The sequence below is a fragment of the Micromonospora sp. NPDC050495 genome, assembly GCF_040655175.1.
Classification (GTDB): Bacteria; Actinomycetota; Actinomycetes; order Mycobacteriales; family Micromonosporaceae; genus Micromonospora.
The window spans coordinates 147,072-166,117 of the sequence record NZ_JBFAJK010000004.1 but is presented as its reverse complement, the minus strand read 5'-3'; the positions used below and the strand labels follow the sequence as shown (position 1 = coordinate 166,117).

16 protein-coding genes are annotated in these 19,046 nt (G+C 72.7%); 9 read left to right on the top strand and 7 right to left on the bottom strand.

Features of this window, described 5'->3' with window-relative positions; genetic code table 11:
* Nucleotides 1–32: 32 nt before the first annotated feature.
* Nucleotides 33–911, bottom strand: coding sequence for a glutamate ABC transporter substrate-binding protein (locus tag AB0I11_RS07525; RefSeq protein WP_357314850.1), 879 nt, complete (start codon nt 909–911; stop codon nt 33–35).
* 56 nt (nt 912–967) lie between these two features.
* Nucleotides 968–1,723 (bottom strand): amino acid ABC transporter ATP-binding protein, encoded by a 756-nt coding sequence (locus AB0I11_RS07520; RefSeq protein WP_357314848.1) that lies wholly within the window; start codon nt 1,721–1,723, stop codon nt 968–970.
* Between the two features lie 197 nt (nt 1,724–1,920).
* Here AB0I11_RS07520 and selD point away from each other — a divergent pair, with 197 nt between their 5' ends.
* Nucleotides 1,921–2,910 (top strand): selenide, water dikinase SelD, encoded by a 990-nt coding sequence (gene selD / locus AB0I11_RS07515; RefSeq protein ID WP_357314845.1) that lies wholly within the window; start codon nt 1,921–1,923, stop codon nt 2,908–2,910.
* Nucleotides 2,911–3,162: 252 nt separating this feature from the next.
* Nucleotides 3,163–3,642, top strand: coding sequence for a hypothetical protein (locus AB0I11_RS07510; RefSeq protein WP_046565669.1), 480 nt, complete (start codon nt 3,163–3,165; stop codon nt 3,640–3,642).
* 664 nt (nt 3,643–4,306) lie between these two features.
* Here AB0I11_RS07510 and AB0I11_RS07505 read toward each other — a convergent pair.
* Nucleotides 4,307–4,534 carry a DUF2277 domain-containing protein gene (locus AB0I11_RS07505; protein ID WP_357314842.1) on the bottom strand — a complete coding sequence of 76 codons (228 nt, stop codon included), beginning with the start codon at nt 4,532–4,534 and terminating at the stop codon, nt 4,307–4,309.
* Between the two features lie 52 nt (nt 4,535–4,586).
* Here AB0I11_RS07505 and miaB point away from each other — a divergent pair, with 52 nt between their 5' ends.
* Complete coding sequence (gene miaB / locus AB0I11_RS07500) at nt 4,587–6,158, top strand: tRNA (N6-isopentenyl adenosine(37)-C2)-methylthiotransferase MiaB (RefSeq protein WP_357314840.1); 1,572 nt, start codon at nt 4,587–4,589, stop codon at nt 6,156–6,158.
* 140 nt (nt 6,159–6,298) lie between these two features.
* On the opposite strand, the gene AB0I11_RS07495 is transcribed toward miaB, so the two are convergent.
* Both AB0I11_RS07495 and AB0I11_RS07490 read right to left on the bottom strand, forming a co-directional pair.
* Nucleotides 6,299–7,729: an RICIN domain-containing protein gene (locus AB0I11_RS07495; protein WP_357314835.1), complete on the bottom strand. Its 1,431-nt coding sequence runs from the start codon at nt 7,727–7,729 to the stop codon at nt 6,299–6,301.
* A 269-nt stretch (nt 7,730–7,998) separates the two neighbouring features.
* Nucleotides 7,999–9,615, bottom strand: coding sequence for a cellulase family glycosylhydrolase (locus AB0I11_RS07490; protein ID WP_357314833.1), 1,617 nt, complete (start codon nt 9,613–9,615; stop codon nt 7,999–8,001).
* A gap of 356 nt (nt 9,616–9,971) precedes the next feature.
* Here AB0I11_RS07490 and AB0I11_RS07485 point away from each other — a divergent pair, with 356 nt between their 5' ends.
* Nucleotides 9,972–10,112: an FG-GAP repeat protein gene (locus AB0I11_RS07485; RefSeq protein WP_357314830.1), complete on the top strand. Its 141-nt coding sequence runs from the start codon at nt 9,972–9,974 to the stop codon at nt 10,110–10,112.
* A gap of 70 nt (nt 10,113–10,182) precedes the next feature.
* On the opposite strand, the gene AB0I11_RS07480 is transcribed toward AB0I11_RS07485, so the two are convergent.
* On the bottom strand, nt 10,183–11,391 hold the full coding sequence (locus AB0I11_RS07480; RefSeq protein ID WP_357314828.1) for a DUF349 domain-containing protein: 1,209 nt from the start codon (nt 11,389–11,391) through the stop codon (nt 10,183–10,185).
* Between the two features lie 203 nt (nt 11,392–11,594).
* Between AB0I11_RS07480 and AB0I11_RS07475 the strand changes: the two genes are divergently transcribed.
* Genes AB0I11_RS07475 through dapF form a run of 3 tightly spaced genes read left to right on the top strand, consistent with a single transcriptional unit; the run spans nt 11,595 to nt 14,075 of the window.
* Entirely contained in the window at nt 11,595–12,314 is a 720-nt protein-coding gene (locus AB0I11_RS07475; RefSeq protein WP_357314826.1) for a hypothetical protein, read from the top strand.
* A complete protein-coding gene (gene miaA / locus AB0I11_RS07470; protein ID WP_357314823.1) occupies nt 12,311–13,222 on the top strand; it encodes a tRNA (adenosine(37)-N6)-dimethylallyltransferase MiaA in 912 nt (303 codons plus the stop codon). Before AB0I11_RS07475 ends, miaA begins: the two co-directional genes overlap by 4 nt.
* A 7-nt stretch (nt 13,223–13,229) precedes the next feature.
* On the top strand, nt 13,230–14,075 hold the full coding sequence (dapF, locus tag AB0I11_RS07465; RefSeq protein ID WP_357314821.1) for a diaminopimelate epimerase: 846 nt from the start codon (nt 13,230–13,232) through the stop codon (nt 14,073–14,075).
* A 189-nt stretch (nt 14,076–14,264) separates the two neighbouring features.
* Here the strand turns inward: dapF and AB0I11_RS07460 are convergent, their stop codons facing one another.
* On the bottom strand, nt 14,265–15,737 hold the full coding sequence (locus tag AB0I11_RS07460) for an NAD-dependent malic enzyme (RefSeq protein ID WP_357314819.1): 1,473 nt from the start codon (nt 15,735–15,737) through the stop codon (nt 14,265–14,267).
* A gap of 196 nt (nt 15,738–15,933) precedes the next feature.
* Here AB0I11_RS07460 and hflX point away from each other — a divergent pair, with 196 nt between their 5' ends.
* Nucleotides 15,934–17,397: a GTPase HflX gene (hflX, locus tag AB0I11_RS07455; protein WP_357314816.1), complete on the top strand. Its 1,464-nt coding sequence runs from the start codon at nt 15,934–15,936 to the stop codon at nt 17,395–17,397.
* 52 nt (nt 17,398–17,449) lie between these two features.
* Complete coding sequence (locus AB0I11_RS07450; protein WP_357314813.1) at nt 17,450–19,009, top strand: hypothetical protein; 1,560 nt, start codon at nt 17,450–17,452, stop codon at nt 19,007–19,009.
* The last annotated feature ends 37 nt before the right edge of the window (nt 19,010–19,046 follow it).

Below are 19,046 nucleotides of genomic sequence, written 5' to 3'. Positions count from 1 at the left end.
GGTTTCCTCCCCACCCTCCAGACCGGGACGGATCAGTAGCGGTTGATCGTCGGAGCGTCGCCCAGGGTGGCGCCGAACTTGCCGGCGGTGTCGTCCCAGGCCTTCTTCCAGCGGCCGTCCTGCATGGCCTTCTCCAGGACGTCGTTGATGAAGTTACGGAAGTCGGTGTCTTCCTTCTTGACACCGATGCCGTACGGCTCCTTGGTGAAGTTGTCGCCGGCCATCTTGAAGGAGGCCTCGTCCTTGGCGATGTAGCCGAGCAGGATCACGTTGTCCGTGGTGACCGCGTCGACCTGGCCGCTCTTCAGGGCGTCCCGGCACTTGTCGTAGGTGTCGAAGGGCACCACCTGGGTGGCGACGTCCTTGACGTACTTCTTGATCTCCTCGATCGGCGTGGAGCCGGTCACCGAGCAGACCTTCTTGGTGCCGTCCTTGAACGAGTCCGGGCCGCTGATGCTGCTGTCGTCCTTGCGGACCATGATGTTCTGGCCGGCCTCGTAGTACGGCCCGGCGAAGGCGATGCGCTCCTTGCGCTTGTCGTTGATCGTGTAGGTCGCGGCGACCAGGTCGACGGTGCCGTTGACGATCACGTCCTCACGGACCTTCGACGGGGTCTCGACGTACTCGATCTTGTCCTCGGGAATGCCGAGTTCCTTGACAATGATCTTGGCGACCTCGACGTCGAAGCCCTCCGGCTTGCCCGACAGGCCCTTCTGCCCGAAGCCCGGCTGGTCGAACTTGGTGCCGATCTTGATCTTCTGCGCCTTGTTGAGCTTCTCCATGGTGCTGCCGGCGGCGAAGGACTTGCTGCCGCTGCCGGTGCCCTCGTCGCCGTCGTCACCGCCGCAGGCGGCCATGCCCAGCGCCAGGGTCGCCGCCGCGGCGACCGCGGCCACGCGCATCAAACGCATACTCATCTCCTTCTTCGACGGAGCCACCGGGGGACGGCGCGCTCCACTACGGACGCTCAGTGGGTGAGGATCTTGGAGAGGAAGTCCTTGGCCCGCTCGCTGCGCGGGTTCGCGAAGAACTCGGCCGGCGGGGCCTCCTCGACCAGTTGGCCGTCGGCCATGAAGACGACCCGGTTGGCCGCGTGCCGGGCGAAGCCCATCTCGTGGGTGACCACGACCATGGTCATGCCGTCGCGGGCCAGCGAGGTCATCACGTCCAGCACCTCGCCCACCATCTCCGGGTCGAGCGCGCTGGTCGGCTCGTCGAAGAGCATCGCCTTGGGCTGCATGGCCAGCGCGCGGGCGATCGCCGCCCGCTGCTGCTGGCCGCCGGAGAGCTGCGCCGGGTACTTGTCGGCCTGGTTGGCGATGCCGACCCGCTCCAGCAGGGCCAGGCCGCGCTCGCGGACGGCGGCCGGCTTCTCCTTGCGGACCTTGACGGGGCCGAGGGTGACGTTCTCCAGGATGGTCTTGTGCGCGAAGAGGTTGAACGACTGGAAGACCATGCCGACCTCGCTGCGCAGCTTGGCCAGGGCCTTGCCCTCAGCCGGCAGGGGGGTGCCGTCGAAGGTGATGGTGCCCGAGTTGATCGGCTCCAGCCGGTTGATCGTGCGGCAGAGCGTCGACTTGCCCGAGCCGGACGGGCCGATGACCACGACCACCTCGCCCCGGCCGACGGAGAGCGACACGTCATCCAGCACGTGCAGGGGGCCGAACCACTTGTTGACCCCGTCCAGCACGATGAGCGGTTCGCCCGTCGCCACGTCGTTCACCGTCCCTGTCGTCCGTCTGGATTGCGGGGTCGATCGACCCCCGGTTGGGCAACTGTAGGCGGGGGGATGTGGCGGGACGCAACTCAAATGGTCACGGAGCGGTAACACCGGTCACCGGCGTACCCGGGCGTCCGAAATTCGTCACGCCACGGCCGGTACGAGTGGCGCAGCCACCGCCGGACCGAGATCATGGGGGGATGACCGAGCGGCTCCGGCTGACCGATTACGCCCGCGGCGGCGGCTGCGCCTGCAAGATCCCGCCGGGGGAGCTGGAGGCCATGGTCGCCGGGCTCGCGCCGCCCGCCGGCACCGCCGATCTGCTGGTCGGGTTGGAGCACGGCGACGACGCCGCGGTGGTCCGGCTGGACGAGCGGACCGGCCTGGTGAGCACCGCCGACTTCTTCACCCCGGTGGTCGACGACGCGTACGACTGGGGCCGGATCGCCGCGGCCAACGCGCTCTCCGACGTGTACGCCATGGGCGGCACGCCGCTGGTGGCGCTGAACCTGCTCTGCTGGCCGCGCGACGTGCTGCCCCTCGAGTTGGCGCGGGAGGTGCTGCGCGGCGGTCAGGACGTGGCCCGCGAGGCCGGCTGCCACCTGGCCGGCGGGCACAGCGTCGACGACGACGGCCCCAAGTACGGCCTCGCGGTCACCGGCGTGGTCCGGCCCGAGGAACTGATCACCCTGGACGCCGGCCGGGCCGGGCTGCCGCTGTCGCTGACCAAGCCGCTCGGTGTCGGCGTGCTCAACACCCGGCACAAGCGGACCGGGGAACGGTTCCCGGAGGCGGTCGCGTCGATGACCCGGCTGAACCGGGACGCCGCCCGGGCCGCGGTCGCCGCCGGCATCCGCTGCGGCACCGACGTCACCGGCTTCGGGCTGCTCGGGCACGCCGTGAAGCTGGCCCGAGCCAGCCGGCTCACGGTGGCGATCGACGCGGCCGCGGTGCCCTACCTGCCCGGCGCCCGGGAGGCGCTGCGTGACGGGTACGTCAGCGGTGGCACCCGCCGCAACCTGGACTGGGTGACCCCGTGGACCGACTTCGGCGGCGTCGACGAGGGGGAGCGGCTGCTGCTGGCGGACGCGCAGACCTCCGGCGGGCTGCTGGTGGCCGGCGAGGTGCCGGGCGGCACCGTCATCGGCGAGCTGCGGCCGGCCGGCGAGCACCTGATCCAGCTCCGCTGACGGCCACTGTCATCCAGGCCCCTGACAGTGATGTCATTCAACTCCGCTGACGGCCATGTCGCTGGTGGGCGAGCGGCACGATACCCGATAAACTGTCATCTTCCCGCTACTCTGGGCAACGCGGCCCGAGGAAATTTTGCCCGGAATGGTCACAGACCGGTAACTTGCCCCCGGCTGAGGTCAAATGCACCCCACCATCGTGAGTAAGGCCCGATCCGGAGGCCGGTGGGACGAGCACAGCGAGGAGGCGGCATGACCGAGCTGTGGAACTGGAGAATCGACGGCGCGGCGCCCGCGGAGGTCTACCCGGCGCTGGCCGAGGCGCTCGGGCGGGTGGTCATGCCGCTCGCCGTCGCCGACCCGGCCCGACTGCCCGCGTACGCGGTGGTCTGCGACGTCTGGGAGGCGCCGGGGGAGTACGGCACGGTGGTCGACTGCTACGGGGTGCCCGACGCCCTGCCCGAGCGGCCCAGCATCGCGGCGCTGGCCCGGCTGCTGGACCGCAACTGCCTGATGCGCGACGACACCCTGGACGCCGGGCGGCACCTGCTGGTCGCCCCGGACGGCACGATCCGCCCGGTGCACTTCGCCGTGGTCGAGACCGACGACGGCGAGGTGCTCAGCGACCAGCGTCTCTGCACCCTCGCCGACCCCGGCTGCCGCGGCTGGTCCCAGTGCCACCGCTCGCGCTGGGCGCCCGACACGATCGCCCCCGCCCTGGCCGCCGCCTGACGAGGCTTCGCCGCGCCGCCCCGGCCCCCGCCGGCCTCGCCGGCCCTCGCCGGCCGGGGCGCCGCGCCGCCGGCACCAGCCGGTGCTCGGCAACGACATGCGGCAGTTCGGGGCATCCCGGTCGCGGGTAGGCCCGAGTCGCGGCAATCCGTGGCCCCGACCGCCCGCCCGACGGTCCGCCCGACTGACCGCCCGACTGACCGACTGCCCGCCCGACTGCCTGCCCGACTGACCGGCGGGGTGGCCGGCGCGGTGGCCGGGCAAAGGGCAGGCGCGCGGCGGGCCGGTTGACAGGACGGCGATCGGGGCGCGGGTTGCGGCAACTCGGGGTATCCCGGTCGCGCGTAGGCGCGATTCGCCGCAATCCGTGGCCCCAGCCCCGGCCGCCCGACCAGCGGACCGCCCGGTGAGCCTGGCCGGGCAGGGCGTCGCCGTCCAGGCGGGCGGTCGACAGGACGGCGATCGGTGCGCGGGATGCGGCAACTCGGGGTATCCCGGTCGCGCGTAGGCCCGAGTCGCCGCAATCCGTGGCCCCCGCCCGACCGGGCCCCCGCCCGACCGGGCCCCCGCCCGACCGGGCCCCCGCCCGACCGGGCCCCCCCCGACCGGGCCTGCGCCCGACCGGGCGGCCGTCCAACCGACCGCCCGACCGGCCGGGCGGGGGTCAGGCGCGGGCGGTGGGTGCCTGGCCGCGTACCACCAGCTGCTCCAGCAAGGTGGCCGTGGCGGCGGCCACCGCGTCCACGGCGGCGTTGAACGCCTCGGCGTTGTGGGCGGCGGGGGTACGGAATCCGGAGATCTTCCGGACGTACTGCAACGCGGCCGCGCGGATGTCCTCCTCGGTGACCACGGGGACGTACGGCTCACGCAGGGTCTTGATGCTCCGGCACACGGCTCCTCCTCGTTCGTTCCGACCAGCTCGGCCCGGATACGCTGTCCGGGTCATGACTACCGCAGCCGCGGGCAGCCCGCGCACCTACCAGGTGCGTACGTACGGCTGCCAGATGAACGTGCACGACTCCGAGCGCATCTCCGGCCTCCTCGAAGCGGCCGGCTACATGCGCGCCGTCGAGTCCGACGAGCAGCCCGACGTGGTGGTGTTCAACACCTGCGCCGTACGGGAGAACGCCGACAACCGGCTCTACGGCAACCTGGGTCATCTGCGCCCCGTGAAGGCCAAGCACCCGGGGATGCAGATCGCGGTCGGCGGCTGCCTGGCCCAGAAGGACCGCGGCGAGATCGTCCGCAAGGCCCCCTGGGTGGACGTCGTCTTCGGCACGCACAACATCGGTGCGCTGCCGGTGCTGTTGGAGCGGGCGCGGCACAACGCCGCCGCCGAGGTGGAGATCCTCGAGTCCCTCGACGTGTTCCCCTCGACGTTGCCGACGCGCCGCGAGTCGACGTACGCCGGCTGGGTGTCGATCTCGGTCGGCTGCAACAACACCTGCACGTTCTGCATCGTGCCCTCCCTGCGCGGCAAGGAGAAGGACCGCCGCCCCGGCGACATCCTCTCCGAGGTGCGCGCTCTGGTGGACGAGGGCGTGCTGGAGGTGACCCTGCTCGGGCAGAACGTCAACTCCTACGGCGTCGAGTTCGGCGACCGGTACGCGTTCGGCAAGCTGCTGCGCGCCTGCGGCGACATCGACGGGCTGGAGCGGGTCAGGTTCACCAGCCCGCACCCGAAGGACTTCACCGACGACGTGATCGCCGCGATGGCCGAGACGCCGAACGTCTGCCACTCGCTGCACATGCCGTTGCAGTCCGGCTCCGACGACGTGCTGCGGGCGATGCGCCGCTCGTACCGGTCGGAGAAGTATCTGGGCATCATCGAGAAGGTCCGGGCGGCGATGCCGGACGCGGCGATCACCACGGACATCATCGTCGGCTTCCCCGGCGAGACCGAGGCCGACTTCGAGCGCACCCTCGACGTGGTCCGCGAGGCCCGGTTCGCCTCGGCGTTCACCTTCCAGTACTCCAAGCGCCCGGGCACCCCGGCCGCGACCATGGACGGGCAGTTGCCCAAGGAGGTCGTGCAGGAGCGCTACGAGCGGCTGATCGCCTGCGTCGAGGAGATCACCTGGGCGGAGAACCGCAAGCTGGTCGGGGAGACCGTCGAGGTGCTGGTCGCCGTCGGCGAGGGACGTAAGGACGAGCGCACCGGCCGGATGTCCGGCCGGGCCCGCGACGGCCGCCTCGTCCACTTCGCGACGAGCGCAGCCGGCCCGACCAGCGAACTCGGCGCGACGGGCGCGGCCGGCGCGACCGGCCAGCTCGGCGGTGCCGGCTCGCTGGCCGGTCAGATCCGTCCCGGCGACATCGTGCACACCACCGTCACCTACGCCGCCCCGCACCACCTGAACGCCGACGGAGTGCCGCTGGCGCACCGGCGGACCCGGGCCGGTGACGCGGCCGAGGCGGGACGCGCCCCGCGTACCCCCGGGGTGCTGCTCGGGCTGCCGGGCGTCGGCGCACCGGCCGCGGTGCCCGCGCCCACCGGCGGCTGCGCCGCCCACTGAGACGCGATCCGGGGCCGCGCCCTCGGGCCCGCGTCGCGCACTGAGACGCGGGCCGGGCCGCACCCACGGGAGCCCCGCGCCGCGCACGGAGACGCGGGGCGGGGTCCGCCGGCCGTGGCGGGCCCCGCCCCGCTGCACCGTCAGACGGTGATCCGGCCGGCGCCCGCGCCGCCGGTCACGATCGACTTGACGCTGCTCGCGCTGTCCAGGGTGTACGAGTACGGGATGCCGGCGACGCTGCCGCCGGTCTGGCCGCTGCCGGAGTTGACGAGGTAGTTGTTGCGGGCGACCAGGCTGCCCGGGCCGGAGTCGCCCTCGCCGAGGTGGTACGGGTCCTTGACGTTCTCGAAGTAGTTGCCCTCGACGAGGACCCCGGCGTTCATGGTGGAGGCCACGCCGTAGCCGCTGTTGTTGTAGTAGTAGTTGTTGTAGACGTGGACCGGGTTGCCGAAGCGGACCCGGGGGTGGCGCTGGGTGCTCGCGTCGAACCAGTTGTGGTGGTAGGTCACCCGCAGGTGGCCGGAGTCCTGGGCGCCGTTGTCGTCGCTGTGTCCGAGCAGCATCGTCTTGTCGTGGTTGTAGACCCGGTTCCAGGACACCGTGATGAAGTCCGAGCCGCGCTTGATGTCGACCGCGCCGTCGTACCCGTGGGTGAAGGTGTTGTGGTCGATCCAGACGTTGGTGGCCGACTCCTGGACGTTGATGGCGTCGTCGTCCCAGTCTCGGAAGGTCAGGTTCCGGATGATCACGTTGCGGTCGCCGCTGATGTTGAGGCCGCAGCCGGCGATGGTGGCGCCCGCGTTGCCGAGGATGGTCTTGTTGGACCGGACCCGCAGCATGCCGGAGCAGCTGATGGTGCCGGAGACGCGGATGACGGCCGCGCTGCTGGTGCCGACGGCGGCGCTGAGGGCGGAGGCGCTGGTGACGGTGGTGGCCGTCGCGTTGCCGCCGCCGCTGGTGCCACCGTTCTGGGTGGCCCAGCCGACCAGTCCGGTGGTGCTCGGCGGCGGGGTGGTGCCGCCGCCCCCACCGTCGACCCGGATCAGCTGCCACTGCTGGTTGTTGCCGTCCAGGTCGGCGTACTGGGAGATGATGCCGCCGTCCGCGGTGGACCACTGCCACAGGTCCAGCGCCTTGCCGCTGTGCCGGTTGATGAACCGCACGTAGCCACCGGCGGAGTCCCGGAGCGCGAAGTGCTGCTTGGTGTCGGTGCTCGCCGTCGTCTGGATGACCTGGGCGCCGTCGACGGCGTTGGGCACCGCGACGACCTTGCCGGAGTGCCGGTTGCGCAGCTGGTAGTAGCCGCTGCCCACGTCGACGAACTGGAACTGCTGGTTCCAGCCGTCGGTCCGGGTGTACTGCCGGATCTCGCCGCCGTCCGCGGTGGACCACTGCCACAGGTCCATCGCCTTGCCGCTGTGCCGGTTCACGAACACGTAGTAGGCGCCGGTGTCCACGCTCGCCGCGGCGGCCGGCGCGACGGCCACGGTGGCGATCGCCGCGGGTATGGCGAGCACGGCCGCGGCGATCACCGCGAGCCGTCGGACCAGGTGACGCTTGACGTTTGTCACGGGTTCTCTCCTTTCTGTGGGTGCGAACCGGGCGGTTGACGTGCTGGTACGTCCGCACCTCGGATGTCGGTGCCGGCCGGGGTCCGCGACGCCCGCTGGCCGAGGGAAGGGGGATCCCCTGTGGTCGGCCTGGCCCCCGTGCGCCTGGGAGGACGCCAGGCAAGCGCTTTCCTACCAGAAGAACACAGATGAACGTCGATGTAAACTCCTGGCGCTGCGGGAAGGCCCCTCGCCGACGGACCCGCCGGCGAGGGGCCTTCCGCGCCGCATCAGCAGGCGGTGCCGTTGAGCTTCACCGATCCCGGCGCGGAGGCCGTGCCGTTCGCGGTGAAGCCGATGGTCACCGAGGCGCCCGGCGCGAGCGACGGGGCCCAGGTTGGCGCGGCCGCGGTGACCGTGCCGCCGGACTGGGTCACGGTGGCGTTCCAGCCACTGCCCAGGGTCACCCCGGACGGCCAGGTCCAGGTCACCGACCACGGGTTCACCGAGGCGGTGCCGCTGTTCTTCACGGTCAGCTCGCCCTGGAAGCCGCCCTGCCACGCGTTGGTCTGCTTGTAGGTCGCCGTGCAGCCGCCGGTCGGGGCGGGTGTGGTGGGTGGCGGCGAGGTGTTCGAGGTGCCGGTCGGGGACGGGCTGGTCGTCCCGCCGCCGCCCACCGGCGCGATCAGGTACGGCTGGAGGATGTCCTGCTTGGCCTGGTTGATGGTGGTCCAGTCGTCGTTGGCGATGCCGCCGGTGTCACCCGAGTTCGGGTTCCACGACCAGTAGGTGAAGGACATCCCGTTCACCCCGGTCCCGGTGTACGCCATCAGGTTCTGCAGCCAGACCTTGTCCTTCGGGTCCTGCAACGTGCTGCCGAACTCGCCCATCATGATCGGCGCGATGTTCTGCTTGTACAGGTAGCCCCAGTACTTGTCCCAGATCGCCGGCAGGTTCGCCGGGTAGCTCGGGTCGTCGAACCAGGTCTGGTGGTAGACCGAGATCGCGTACTCGTGCGGGGAGTAGACCAGCCGGTTGGCCACGTTCAGCCGGACCGGGAACTGGCCGGCTTTGGAGAGGTTGCCGCCCCACCAGCCGCAGTCCTCGTCGTTGCTGGGGTCGTTGTCCCAGACGTTCGACAGGCCACCGCTCGGACAGCTCACCCCCTCCACGAAGATCAGCCAGTTCGGCTGCACGCCGAGGATCGCGTTGCCGGCCCGCTCGGCGGCCAGCCGCCAGTCCCGCGTCGTGTCGCCGCAGCCCCAGCAGGCGCCGGTGGCCGCCGGGTTGGTGCCCTCGGCGTGCGGCTCGTTGTGCAGGTCCGCGCCGATCACCGTGGGGTTGTTCGCGTACCGCTGGGCGAGCATCTTCCAGTCGTTGATCCAGGTCGCTTCGGAGACGCCCGAGGTGTACCAGAGCGGCGACTGACCGGCCGAGGTGGGCCGGTGCCGGTCCAGGATGACCCGCATCCCCTTGCTGCCCGCGTAGTCGATGACCTTGTCCAGGATCTGCAACGGGGAGAGCCCGATCAGGTCCGGGTTGACGAAGTCGTTGATCCCGGTGGCGGTCGCGCCCGACTTCAACGCGTCGTTCGAGTACGGGATGCGCAGCGTGTTGTAGCCCAGCCGAGCCATGGTGTCGAGCTGGCCGCGCCACGGGTTGCTCGACCACAGACCGTGGAAGGTCTTGTTGTCGGTCTCCATGCCGAACCAGTTGATGCCGGTGAGCCGGACCGTGGCTCCCGTGCTGTCGACGATCTTGTTGCCGCTGGTGTGCAGGTAGCCGGTGCCGGTGCCGCCGCTGGCGGCGACAGCCGGGGTGGTGCTGATGGTGGCGGCGACGAGGACGCCGGCCGCGGCGGTGGCGAGCGCCGCGAGGGCGCCGCCGAGGGCGGTAGGTCGGTGCATCTGGGCTCCACTTCGGATGCCCGCGCCGCGCGAGCGGCGCGGGCGGTGAGACCAAGGGAGACGGCCCGCTCGTCATCGAGTACGCGGACAGCGCGCGTCGGGCCGTGTCACGTGGACGGCCACCCGCAGAGGAAGACACCGGCGATCGTCGACGGCGGGATCGGCCGTCGTGCCCTCGTGCCGGTGCTGGAACCTGGCTCCGCCGCCCATTCTGATCAGTGCGGCTCGATGCCGTCAACGTGACGCGTCGCGCCGCTCGAACCGTGGTTCCGCTCCCGGGCGTCCTGCCTGGACACCCGTTCACCTTTTGCGTCTTCGGTCACGTTGTCGAGCGGCGGTCCCGATCCCGGCCAACGATGGGGCGGCAGCCGCAGGAGTACCGGGCCTCCAGCTACCCGGGCCGGGGCCTCGCCGTCGGTGATCTCACCGGCGACGGCCGGCCGGACCTTGTCCTCGCCGACTACAACAGCGGGCTCGTGGTGCTGCCGCAGGTCTGAACACCCCGGGCGGACACGCGGAAAGCCCCCGGTCCCGTGGCGGGACCGGGGGCCTCCGGGATGGATCGGGTCAGCCGGCCTGCTCGGCCAGCTGGAGGAACTGCCGCTTCGAGGCGAGCGCCTGCTCGGCCTCCTTGATCCGCCGGGCGTCGCCGGCGGCCTGGGCCCGGGCCAGCCGCTCCTCGGCCTCGGCGACCTGGGACCGCATCTGGGCCAGCAGCGGGTTGTCCTCCTTGGTGGTCCGCCGCCAGGCGGAGTCCATCACCTCGCGGACCTTGTCGTCCACCGCGCGCAGCCGGCGCTCCAGCCCGGCGGCGGCCTCGCGGGGCACCCGGCCGGCCTCGTGCCACTGGGCCTGGATCTCCCGCAGCTTCGCCTGGGCGCCCTTCGGGTCGCCGTCGACGTCCAGCGCCTCGGCCTCGGCGAGCAGGGCCTGCTTGCGCTCCAGGTTGGCCCGCTGCTCGTTGTCCCGCGCGGAGAAGACCTCGCTGCGCCGGGTGAAGAAGGCGTCCTGCGCCGCCCGGAACCGTTCCCAGAGCTTCTGCTCGGCCTCCTTGGACGCCCGCGGGGCGGCCTTCCACTGGGCCATCAGCTCCTTGAGCTGGTTGGCGGTGACGCCCCAGTCGGTGGACTCCTTCAGCTTCTCGGCCTCGGCGACCAGCTCCTCCTTGACCGTCTGCGCCTGCTTGCGCTGCTGGTCGAGGGAGGCGAAGTGGGCGCCCCGGCGGCGGGTGAACGCGTCACGGGCGGCCGCGAACCGCTTCCACAGCTCGCCGTCGGTCTTCTTGTCGACGCCGCGGATGGTCTTCCACTCGTCGAGGATCTCCTTGAGCCGGTCCCCGGCGGTCTTCCAGCCGGTCGACTCGGCGGCCAGCTTCTCCGCCTCCTCGACCAGGGCGGTCTTGCGGGCGAGGGCCTCGCCGCGGGCGGCGTCGCGGGCCGCCTTGGCCTCGCCGGCCTTCTCCTCGGCCACGACGGCCAGCTTGTCCAGGCGGGCGGCGAGCGCGTCGATGTCGCCGACCACGTGGGCCTCGGCCAGCGAGGCGCGGATCCGCCGGATCGTGGTCAGCGAGTGACCGGCGTCCGCCGCGCCCGAGTTGAGCCGGGCCTCGGTCAGGTCGACCTCCGTCACCAGGTCGGCGAAGCGCCGGGCGAAGTGGGCCAGCCCCTCCTCCGGGGCGCCCGCCTGCCAGGATCCGACCACCCGCTCACCCTCGGCGGTCTTGACGTAGACGGTGCCGTCCTCGTCCACCCGTCCGAAGGCAGTCCAGTCGCTCATGTGCCCATCCTCGTTCTCCCGGCGTCGATGGGACCACCCCCTCGATCGCCGCCACGGCGCAGCAAAGTCACTCCCGGCATTGTCACAGGTCCGACCCGGTCCGTGTCGAGCGCCTGTCGTCGACCGTGACCATACGGTGTCGTACCGCCGCGATGACCGGATCGGCGCGGGGACGCTCCGGTAGGTACGGATAGGTTGAACGAGTGCCTCTGGTCGCCGCCGCCGTCTGCCCCCACCCGCCCCTGCTCGTGCCGGAACTGGCCGGCGCCGCCGCCGGTGAGCTGGACGACCTCCGTTCCGCCGCGGACGCCGCCGTGGCCCGGCTGCTCGCCGCCGACCCCGAGGTGATCGTGCTGCTCGGCGGCGGGCCGGCGACCGCCCGCTTCAACGCCGCCGACTCCGGCTCACTGCGGCAGTACGGGCTGGACCGGCCGGTGCGGCTCTGGAAGGTGAACTGCGCCGGGGCCGAACGGCTGCCGTTGAGCCTGACCATCGGCGCCTGGCTGGTGAGCCGGTCCGGGACCGAGTTGCCCCGGTTCGCCCGGTCGGTTGCCGCCGACGCCCCGCCGGCCGAGTGCGCCGAGTTGGGGGCGACCCTCGTCGCCGAGGCGGAGCACCGGGTCGCGCTGCTGGTGCTGGGGGACGGCTCGGCCTGCCGGGGCGTCACGGCGCCCGGCTACGACGATCCGCGCGCGCCCGCGTACGACGAGGGGGTTGCCGCGGCCCTGGCCGGCGCGGACGCCGGGGCCCTGCTCGACCTCGACCCCGGGTTGTCGGCGGAGCTGCGGGTGGCCGGGCGGGCGCCGTGGCAGGTGCTGGCCGGCGCGGCGCGCGCCGCGGGCGGCGACTGGGGCGGCGACCTCAGCTACCGGCAGGCCCCGTACGGCGTTGCCTACTTCGTGGCGAACTGGGCGCGCGCATGACCGGCACCGTCGTCGCCGTGCTCGGGCCGACCGCGGCCGGGAAGTCGGCGCTGAGCATCGCCCTGGCGCACGCCCTCGACGGCGAGGTGGTCAACGCCGACTCGATGCAGCTCTACCGGGGCATGGACATCGGCACCGCGAAGCTGACCCCGGCCGAGCGCGACGGCGTGCCGCACCACCTGCTCGACATCTGGGAGGTGACCGAGCCGGCCAGCGTCGCCGAGTACCAGAAACTGGCCCGCGCGGCGGTCGACGGCATCCTCGCCCGGGGCCGGGTGCCGCTGCTGGTCGGCGGCTCCGGGCTGTACGTGCGGGCGGTGCTGGAGCAGTTCGAGTTCCCCGGCACCGACCCGGCGGTTCGCGAGCGGCTGGAGGCGGAGCTGGCTGAGGCCGGCCCGGCCCCGCTGCACGCCCGCCTCGCCACGGCCGACCCGGCGGCGGCGGCGAGCATCCTGCCGACCAACGGGCGGCGGATCGTCCGGGCGCTGGAGGTGATCGAGTTGACCGGGGCCCCGTTCACCGCGGCGCTGCCCGCGCCCACGCCGTACTACCCGTCGGTGCAGCTCGGGGTGGACCTGGACACCGCGCTGCTGGACGAGCGGATCGCGCTGCGGGTCGACCGGATGTGGGCCGACGGCCTGGTCGCCGAGACCCGGGATCTGGTCGGGCGCGGCCTGCCCGCGGGGCGTACGGCCAGCCGGGCGCTCGGCTATCAGCAGGTGCTGCGTTTCCTGGCCGGGGAGATCTCCGAGGTCGAGGCGCACGACGAGACGATCCGGGCCACCCGGCGGTTCGTCCGGCGGCAGCGCTCCTGGTTCCGGCGCGACCCGCGCATCCACTGGCTGGACTCGGCGTCGCCCGCGTTTTCCGACACTGCGCTGCGGGTGGTCGCCGAGCATCGGCGATGATGGGGGCGTGGAGTTCACCAAGGGCCACGGCACCGGCAACGACTTCGTCATCCTGCCCGACCCGGACGGCGCCCTCGACCTGACGCCCGGCCTGGTCGCCGCGCTCTGCGACCGGCGGCGCGGCCTCGGCGGCGACGGCGTGCTGCGGGTGGTGCGGGCCGCCAAGCACCCGGACGGCGCGGCGCTGGCCGGCGAGGCCGAGTGGTTCATGGACTACTGGAACTCCGACGGCTCCTTCGCGGAGATGTGCGGCAACGGCGCCCGGGTCTTCGTCCGCTACCTGCTGGCCACCGGGCTGGCCACGCCGTCCGGTGGGGCGCTGCCGCTGGCCACCCGGGCCGGCCTGGTCCGGGCCCGGGTGGAGGGCGAGGCCGTCGCCGTCGAGATGCGCCGCCCCCGGCTGTACGACGCGGCCACCGCCACCATCGGCGGCCTGACCCTGCCCGGCGCGGCGGTCGACGTGGGCAACCCGCACCTGGTCTGCGCCCTGCCCGCCAGCCTGGACCTGCCCGCCCTGGACCTGACCCGGGCCCCCGAGGTGGACCCGTCGGTCTTCCCGGCCGGGGTGAACGTCGAGTTCACCGCCCCCGGGGAGCCGGTCGACGGGACCGACGGGCACGTGCTCATGCGGGTCTACGAGCGGGGCTCGGCCGAGACGCTCTCCTGCGGCACCGGCGCCTGCGCGGTCGCCGCGGTGGCGCTGCGCGACGCCGGCCTCGACACCGGGACGGTGACGGTGGACGTGCCGGGGGGACGCCTCACCGTCACGGTGACCGCCGATTCCTGCTGGCTCTCCGGCCCCGCCGTCCTGGTCGCCACCGGCGAGGTCACCGCGTCTGCCCTGCTTCCCTGACCGGGGCCGTCCGGCACCCAGCGCCCGCCGGCGTTGCCCGCGCGTGCGTCACGCCGGAGCCGGCCGCGCCCGGCGGGCGTCGGCCGCGCCCCCAGCCAGCCACGCCACGCGCGGGCCGGACCGCGTCACGCCGGCCGTACGGCACGGCGGGCGAGCCGGTACGACGGGCAGGCCGGCCCGCCGGCGGCGTCAGGGGGTGGCGCTGGCGTTGGCGGCGATCTCGGGGAGGTCGGCGGGGCCGGGGTCGGCGGCCGGCGGCGGCGTCGCGGCGGGGTTCTGGGCGGCGGCGCGGACGGCGGCGGCGACCGCCGGGGCGACCCGGGCGTCGAAGACGCTCGGCACGATCACCGTCGGGTTGATCTTGTCCTCGCCGACCACGTCCGCGATGGCCCGGGCCGCGGCGATCGCCATCTCCTCGGTGAACTCCTCGGCGTGCGCGTCGAGCATGCCGCGGAAGACGCCGGGGAAGGCGAGCACGTTGTTGATCTGGTTCGGCTGGTCCGAGCGGCCGGTGGCGACCACGGCGGCGTACTTGCGCGCCTCCCGCGGGTCGACCTCCGGGTCCGGGTTGGCCAGCGCGAAGACGATCGAGTCCTTGGCCATGGTGGCGATGTCCTCGCCGGTGAGCAGGTTCGGTGCGCTCACCCCGATGAACACGTCCGCGCCGCGCAGCGCGCCGGCCAGGTCGCCGGCGTAGTTCTCCTTGTTGGTGTTCTCGGCCAGCCACTGCCAGGCCGGGTTGAGGTCGGGCATCCCGCGGTGCAGGGCGCCCCGGCGGTCGGAGGCGATGATGTCGCCCACACCCTGGCGGAGCAGCAGCTTCATGATCGCGGTGCCGGCCGCGCCGGCGCCCGATACCACCACCCGGACGTCGCTGAGCTGCTTGCCCACCACGCGCAGCCCGTTGGTCAGCGCGGCCAGCACGCAGATCGCGGTGCCGTGCTGGTCGTCGTGGAAGACCGGGATGTCCAGCGCCTCGCGCAGCCGGGCCTCGATCTCGAAGCAGCGCGGCGCCGCGATGTCCTCCAGGTTGATCCCGCCGTACGCGGGCGCGATCGCCTTGACGATCGACACGATCTCGTCGGTGTCCTGGGTGTCCAGCACCACCGGCCAGGCGTCCACCCCGCCGAAGCGCTTGAACAGCGCCGCCTTGCCCTCCATCACCGGCAGCGAGGCGGCCGGGCCGAGGTTGCCCAGGCCCAGCACCGCGGAGCCGTCGCTGACCACGGCCACCGTGTTGCGCTTGATGGTGAGCCGGCGGGCGTCGGCCGGGTTCTCGGCGATCGCCTGGCAGACCCGGGCCACCCCGGGGGTGTACGCCCGGGACAGTTCGTCGCGGTTGCGCAGCGCCACCTTCGAGCTGACCTCGATCTTGCCGCCGAGGTGCAGCAGGAAGGTTCGGTCGGAGACCTTGCGGACGTCCACGCCGTCGAGCGCGGTCAGCGCGTCGACCACCTGGTCGGCGTGGGTGGCGTCGGCGGTGTCGCAGGTGAGGTCGACGATCACGGACGCGGGGTCGGAGTCGACCACGTCGAGGGCGGTGACGATCGCGCCGGCCTCACCGGCCGCGGTGGTCAGCCGGCCGATGGAGGAGGCGTCCGCGGGTACCGCGATCCGGATCGTGATCGAGAATCCGGCACTCGGCAGTCGGGTATTGGCCACGTGGAACTCCTCCGTCAGCGCTGAGCGGTTCGCCTGGCATTTCTACTCGCCCGCCCAGGTGGGCCGGTATCCGGGCTCGCTACCGGTTAGTAGCGCCACGGGCATATAGCGGGTGCGCCCGGCGTTGCTACATGTCAGGATGCTCATGCGAACGGGAAATGCCCCGGCAATAGACATAACGGACAGGAGTCGCGATTTGCGAGAGCAGGAGACCTACCGTCCCTACGAGGACGACGAGCTCGACGCCACCACCGGCGAGTTCGAGCTGTCGGAGCGACAGGCACTGCGGCGGGTCCCCGGCCTCTCCACCGAGCTCAGCGACATCACCGAGGTCGAATACCGCCAGCTTCGGCTGGAGCGGGTCGTCCTGGTGGGCGTCTGGACCGAGGGGACCCAGGACGACGCCGACAACAGCCTCACCGAGCTCGCGGCGCTGGCCGAGACGGCCGGCTCGCAGGTGCTCGAGGGGCTGATCCAGCGGCGCAACCGGCCCGACCCGGCCACGTACATCGGTCGGGGCAAGGTCGACGACCTGGGCGCGGTGGTGCTCGCGACCGGCGCCGACACGGTCATCTGCGACGGTGAGCTGTCCCCGTCGCAGCTGCGCAACCTGGAGCAGCGCACCAAGGTCAAGGTGGTCGACCGGACCGCCCTGATCCTCGACATCTTCGCCCAGCACGCCAAGAGCAAGGAGGGCAAGGCGCAGGTCGAGCTGGCCCAGCTCGAATACCTGCTGCCGCGCCTGCGCGGTTGGGGCGAGACGCTGTCCCGGCAGACCGGTGGTAGCGGTCGCGGCGGTGGCGCCGGCGGCGGCGTGGGCCTGCGCGGTCCCGGTGAGACCAAGCTGGAGACCGACCGGCGGCGCATCCGGCACCGCATCGCGCGGCTGCGCCGCGAGATCAAGGGCATGGCGACGGTACGCCAGACCAAGCGCGCCCGGCGCACCCGCAACTCGGTGCCCGCGGTGGCCATCGCCGGCTACACCAACGCCGGCAAGTCCAGCCTGCTCAACCGCCTGACCGGGGCGGGCGTGCTGGTGGAGAACGCGCTGTTCGCCACCCTGGACCCGACCACCCGCCGGGCCACCACGTCCGACGGGCGGCTCTACACGCTCTCCGACACGGTCGGGTTCGTCCGGCACCTGCCGCACCAGATCGTCGAGGCGTTCCGCTCGACGCTGGAGGAGGTCGCCGACGCCGACCTGGTGGTGCACGTGGTCGACGGCACCCACCCGGACCCGGAGGAGCAGGTCCGCGCGGTTCGTGAGGTGCTCGCCGAGGTGGGCGCCGACCGGCTGCCGGAGCTGCTGGTGGTGAACAAGACCGACGCCGCCGACGAGGAGACCCTGCTGCGGCTCAAGCGGCTCTGGCCGGAGGCGGTCTTCGTCTCCGCGCACAGCGGGCGCGGGATCGACGGGCTGCGCGAGGCGGTCGAGCAGCGGCTGCCGCGGCCGGCCGTCGAGGTCCGGGCGGTGCTCCCGTACGACCGGGGTGACCTGGTGGCCCGGGTGCACCGGCAGGGCGAGGTGCTCAGCACGGCGCACCTGCCCGAGGGCACCCTGGTGCACGTCCGGGTCGGTCAGGCGCTCGCCGCCGAGCTGGCGCCGTACCGGGCGGGGGACCGGCTCACCACGGACGAGCGGGTGGGCGTCGGGGGCTGAGCCCTCCGGCGGGTCACCCGCCCGAAACGCGGGTCGTGCGACACTGGGCGGCATGCGGCACGCTGTCTCCTCGGTCACGATCGCGCTCAGCCTGGTCGGCGCTGTCGTGGCGCCGGCCGGGCTCGCCTCGGCGGCACCGGCCGCGGCCCCCGCGCGGGCCGCGGTTCCCAAGAAGAAGTGCACCGTCGAGGACAAGCGACTGCGGGAGCTGTCCGGCCTGGTGGCCACCGCCAGCGGCTACGTGGTGATCAACGACGGCACCGAGGACGACAGCCGCGAGCGGATCTTCTTCCTCGACACCAAGTGCGAGATCGCCAAGGACCCGGTCCGATACCCGGATCCCGGGCCCCGCGACACCGAGGACCTGGCCGTCGGACCGGACAAGAAGACGCTCTGGATCGCCGACACCGGTGACAACGTCGAGAGCAAGACCCGGCGGGACCGGGTCGCGGTCTGGACGATGCCGCTGAACGGGTCCAGGAAGCCGGTGCTGCACCGGCTGACCTACCCGGGCAACGAGCCGCACGACGCCGAGGCGCTGCTGGTCGGCAACGACAACCTGCCGCTGGTGATCACCAAGGAGCTGTCCGGCAAGTCGGAGATCTTCACCCCGACGGCGAAGCTGAAGACCGGCGGCGATCCCGTGCCGGTCCCGATGAAGAAGGTCGGCGAGGTCGCCCTCCCCAAGACCAACACCGACAACAAGCTGGGCTCGCCCGGCCGGCTGCTGATCACCGGCGCGGCCCGCTCGCTCGATGGCAGCAAGGTGGTGCTGCGCACCTACGCCGACGCCTTCGAGTTCGACGTGACCGGCGGCAACATCGTCGCCGCGCTGACCTCCGGCAAGCCCCGGGTCACCCCGCTCGCGGACCCGTTCGGTGAGGCCATCGCCTACACGCCGGACGGCAAGTCCTTCGTCACGGTCTCCGACGGCGGCCAGCTGGACGACAGCGACCCGATCGACATCCTGAGCTACACGCCGGCCACCACCGGCGTCGAGGCGCTGCCCAACGTGGGCAAGGGCGGCCCGAAGCCGGCCGCCGAGAAGTCCTGGATCGAGGGGCTCAGCCTCGACGAGATCACGTACCTCATCGCGGCCGTCGGCGTGCTCGGCGCGCTCCTGGTCGGCGCGGGCATCTTCGGCATCCTGCGGGCCCGGCGCAAGCCGGCGCCGCGCGCCGAGCCGACCGACCAGCGCGACGACGACTTCCCGGTCAATCCCGGCTTCGCGCCGCCGGTCAACCGGCCCGACGTCCCGCCCCGCGGCGGGGTCTACGGCGGCCAGGGCGGGGTCTACGGCGGTGCGCCGGCCAACGGCGGCCGGCCCGGCGGCGGGGTCTACGGCGGGCAGCCCGGCGGCGGCCGTGGCGGCGGGGTGTACGGCGGTGGCCGCCCACCGGGCGGGCCCCAGCAGGGCGGCGGTCGCCCGGGCGGCGGTTACGGCGGCGGCCAGCAGGGTGGCGGCGGCTACGGCGGGGGCCGGGGTGAGCCGCCGCGCCGCGAACCGGACTACCGGGATCCGCGCGGTGGCCGGCGCGACGGTGGCTACGGCGACCGGGGCCAGTACGGCCAGGTCTCCGGCGGCCGGGAGTACCGGGGCGACCGCTACTGAGACGACGAAAAAGGGGTGACCGCCGGCCCGGCGGTCA

What these genes read in the sequence shown, in the direction of transcription:
- AB0I11_RS07525 (WP_357314850.1), bottom strand. Translation starts at nt 911, where the DNA reads ATGCGTTTGATGCGCGTGGCCGCGGTCGCCGCGGCGGCGACCCTGGCG.
- selD (WP_357314845.1), top strand. Translation starts at nt 1,921, where the DNA reads ATGACCGAGCGGCTCCGGCTGACCGATTACGCCCGCGGCGGCGGCTGC.
- AB0I11_RS07510 (WP_046565669.1), top strand. Translation starts at nt 3,163, where the DNA reads ATGACCGAGCTGTGGAACTGGAGAATCGACGGCGCGGCGCCCGCGGAG.
- miaB (WP_357314840.1), top strand. Translation starts at nt 4,587, where the DNA reads ATGACTACCGCAGCCGCGGGCAGCCCGCGCACCTACCAGGTGCGTACG.
- AB0I11_RS07490 (WP_357314833.1), bottom strand. Translation starts at nt 9,615, where the DNA reads ATGCACCGACCTACCGCCCTCGGCGGCGCCCTCGCGGCGCTCGCCACC.
- AB0I11_RS07485 (WP_357314830.1), top strand. Translation starts at nt 9,972, where the DNA reads ATGGGGCGGCAGCCGCAGGAGTACCGGGCCTCCAGCTACCCGGGCCGG.
- AB0I11_RS07480 (WP_357314828.1), bottom strand. Translation starts at nt 11,391, where the DNA reads ATGAGCGACTGGACTGCCTTCGGACGGGTGGACGAGGACGGCACCGTC.
- miaA (WP_357314823.1), top strand. Translation starts at nt 12,311, where the DNA reads ATGACCGGCACCGTCGTCGCCGTGCTCGGGCCGACCGCGGCCGGGAAG.
- AB0I11_RS07450 (WP_357314813.1), top strand. Translation starts at nt 17,450, where the DNA reads ATGCGGCACGCTGTCTCCTCGGTCACGATCGCGCTCAGCCTGGTCGGC.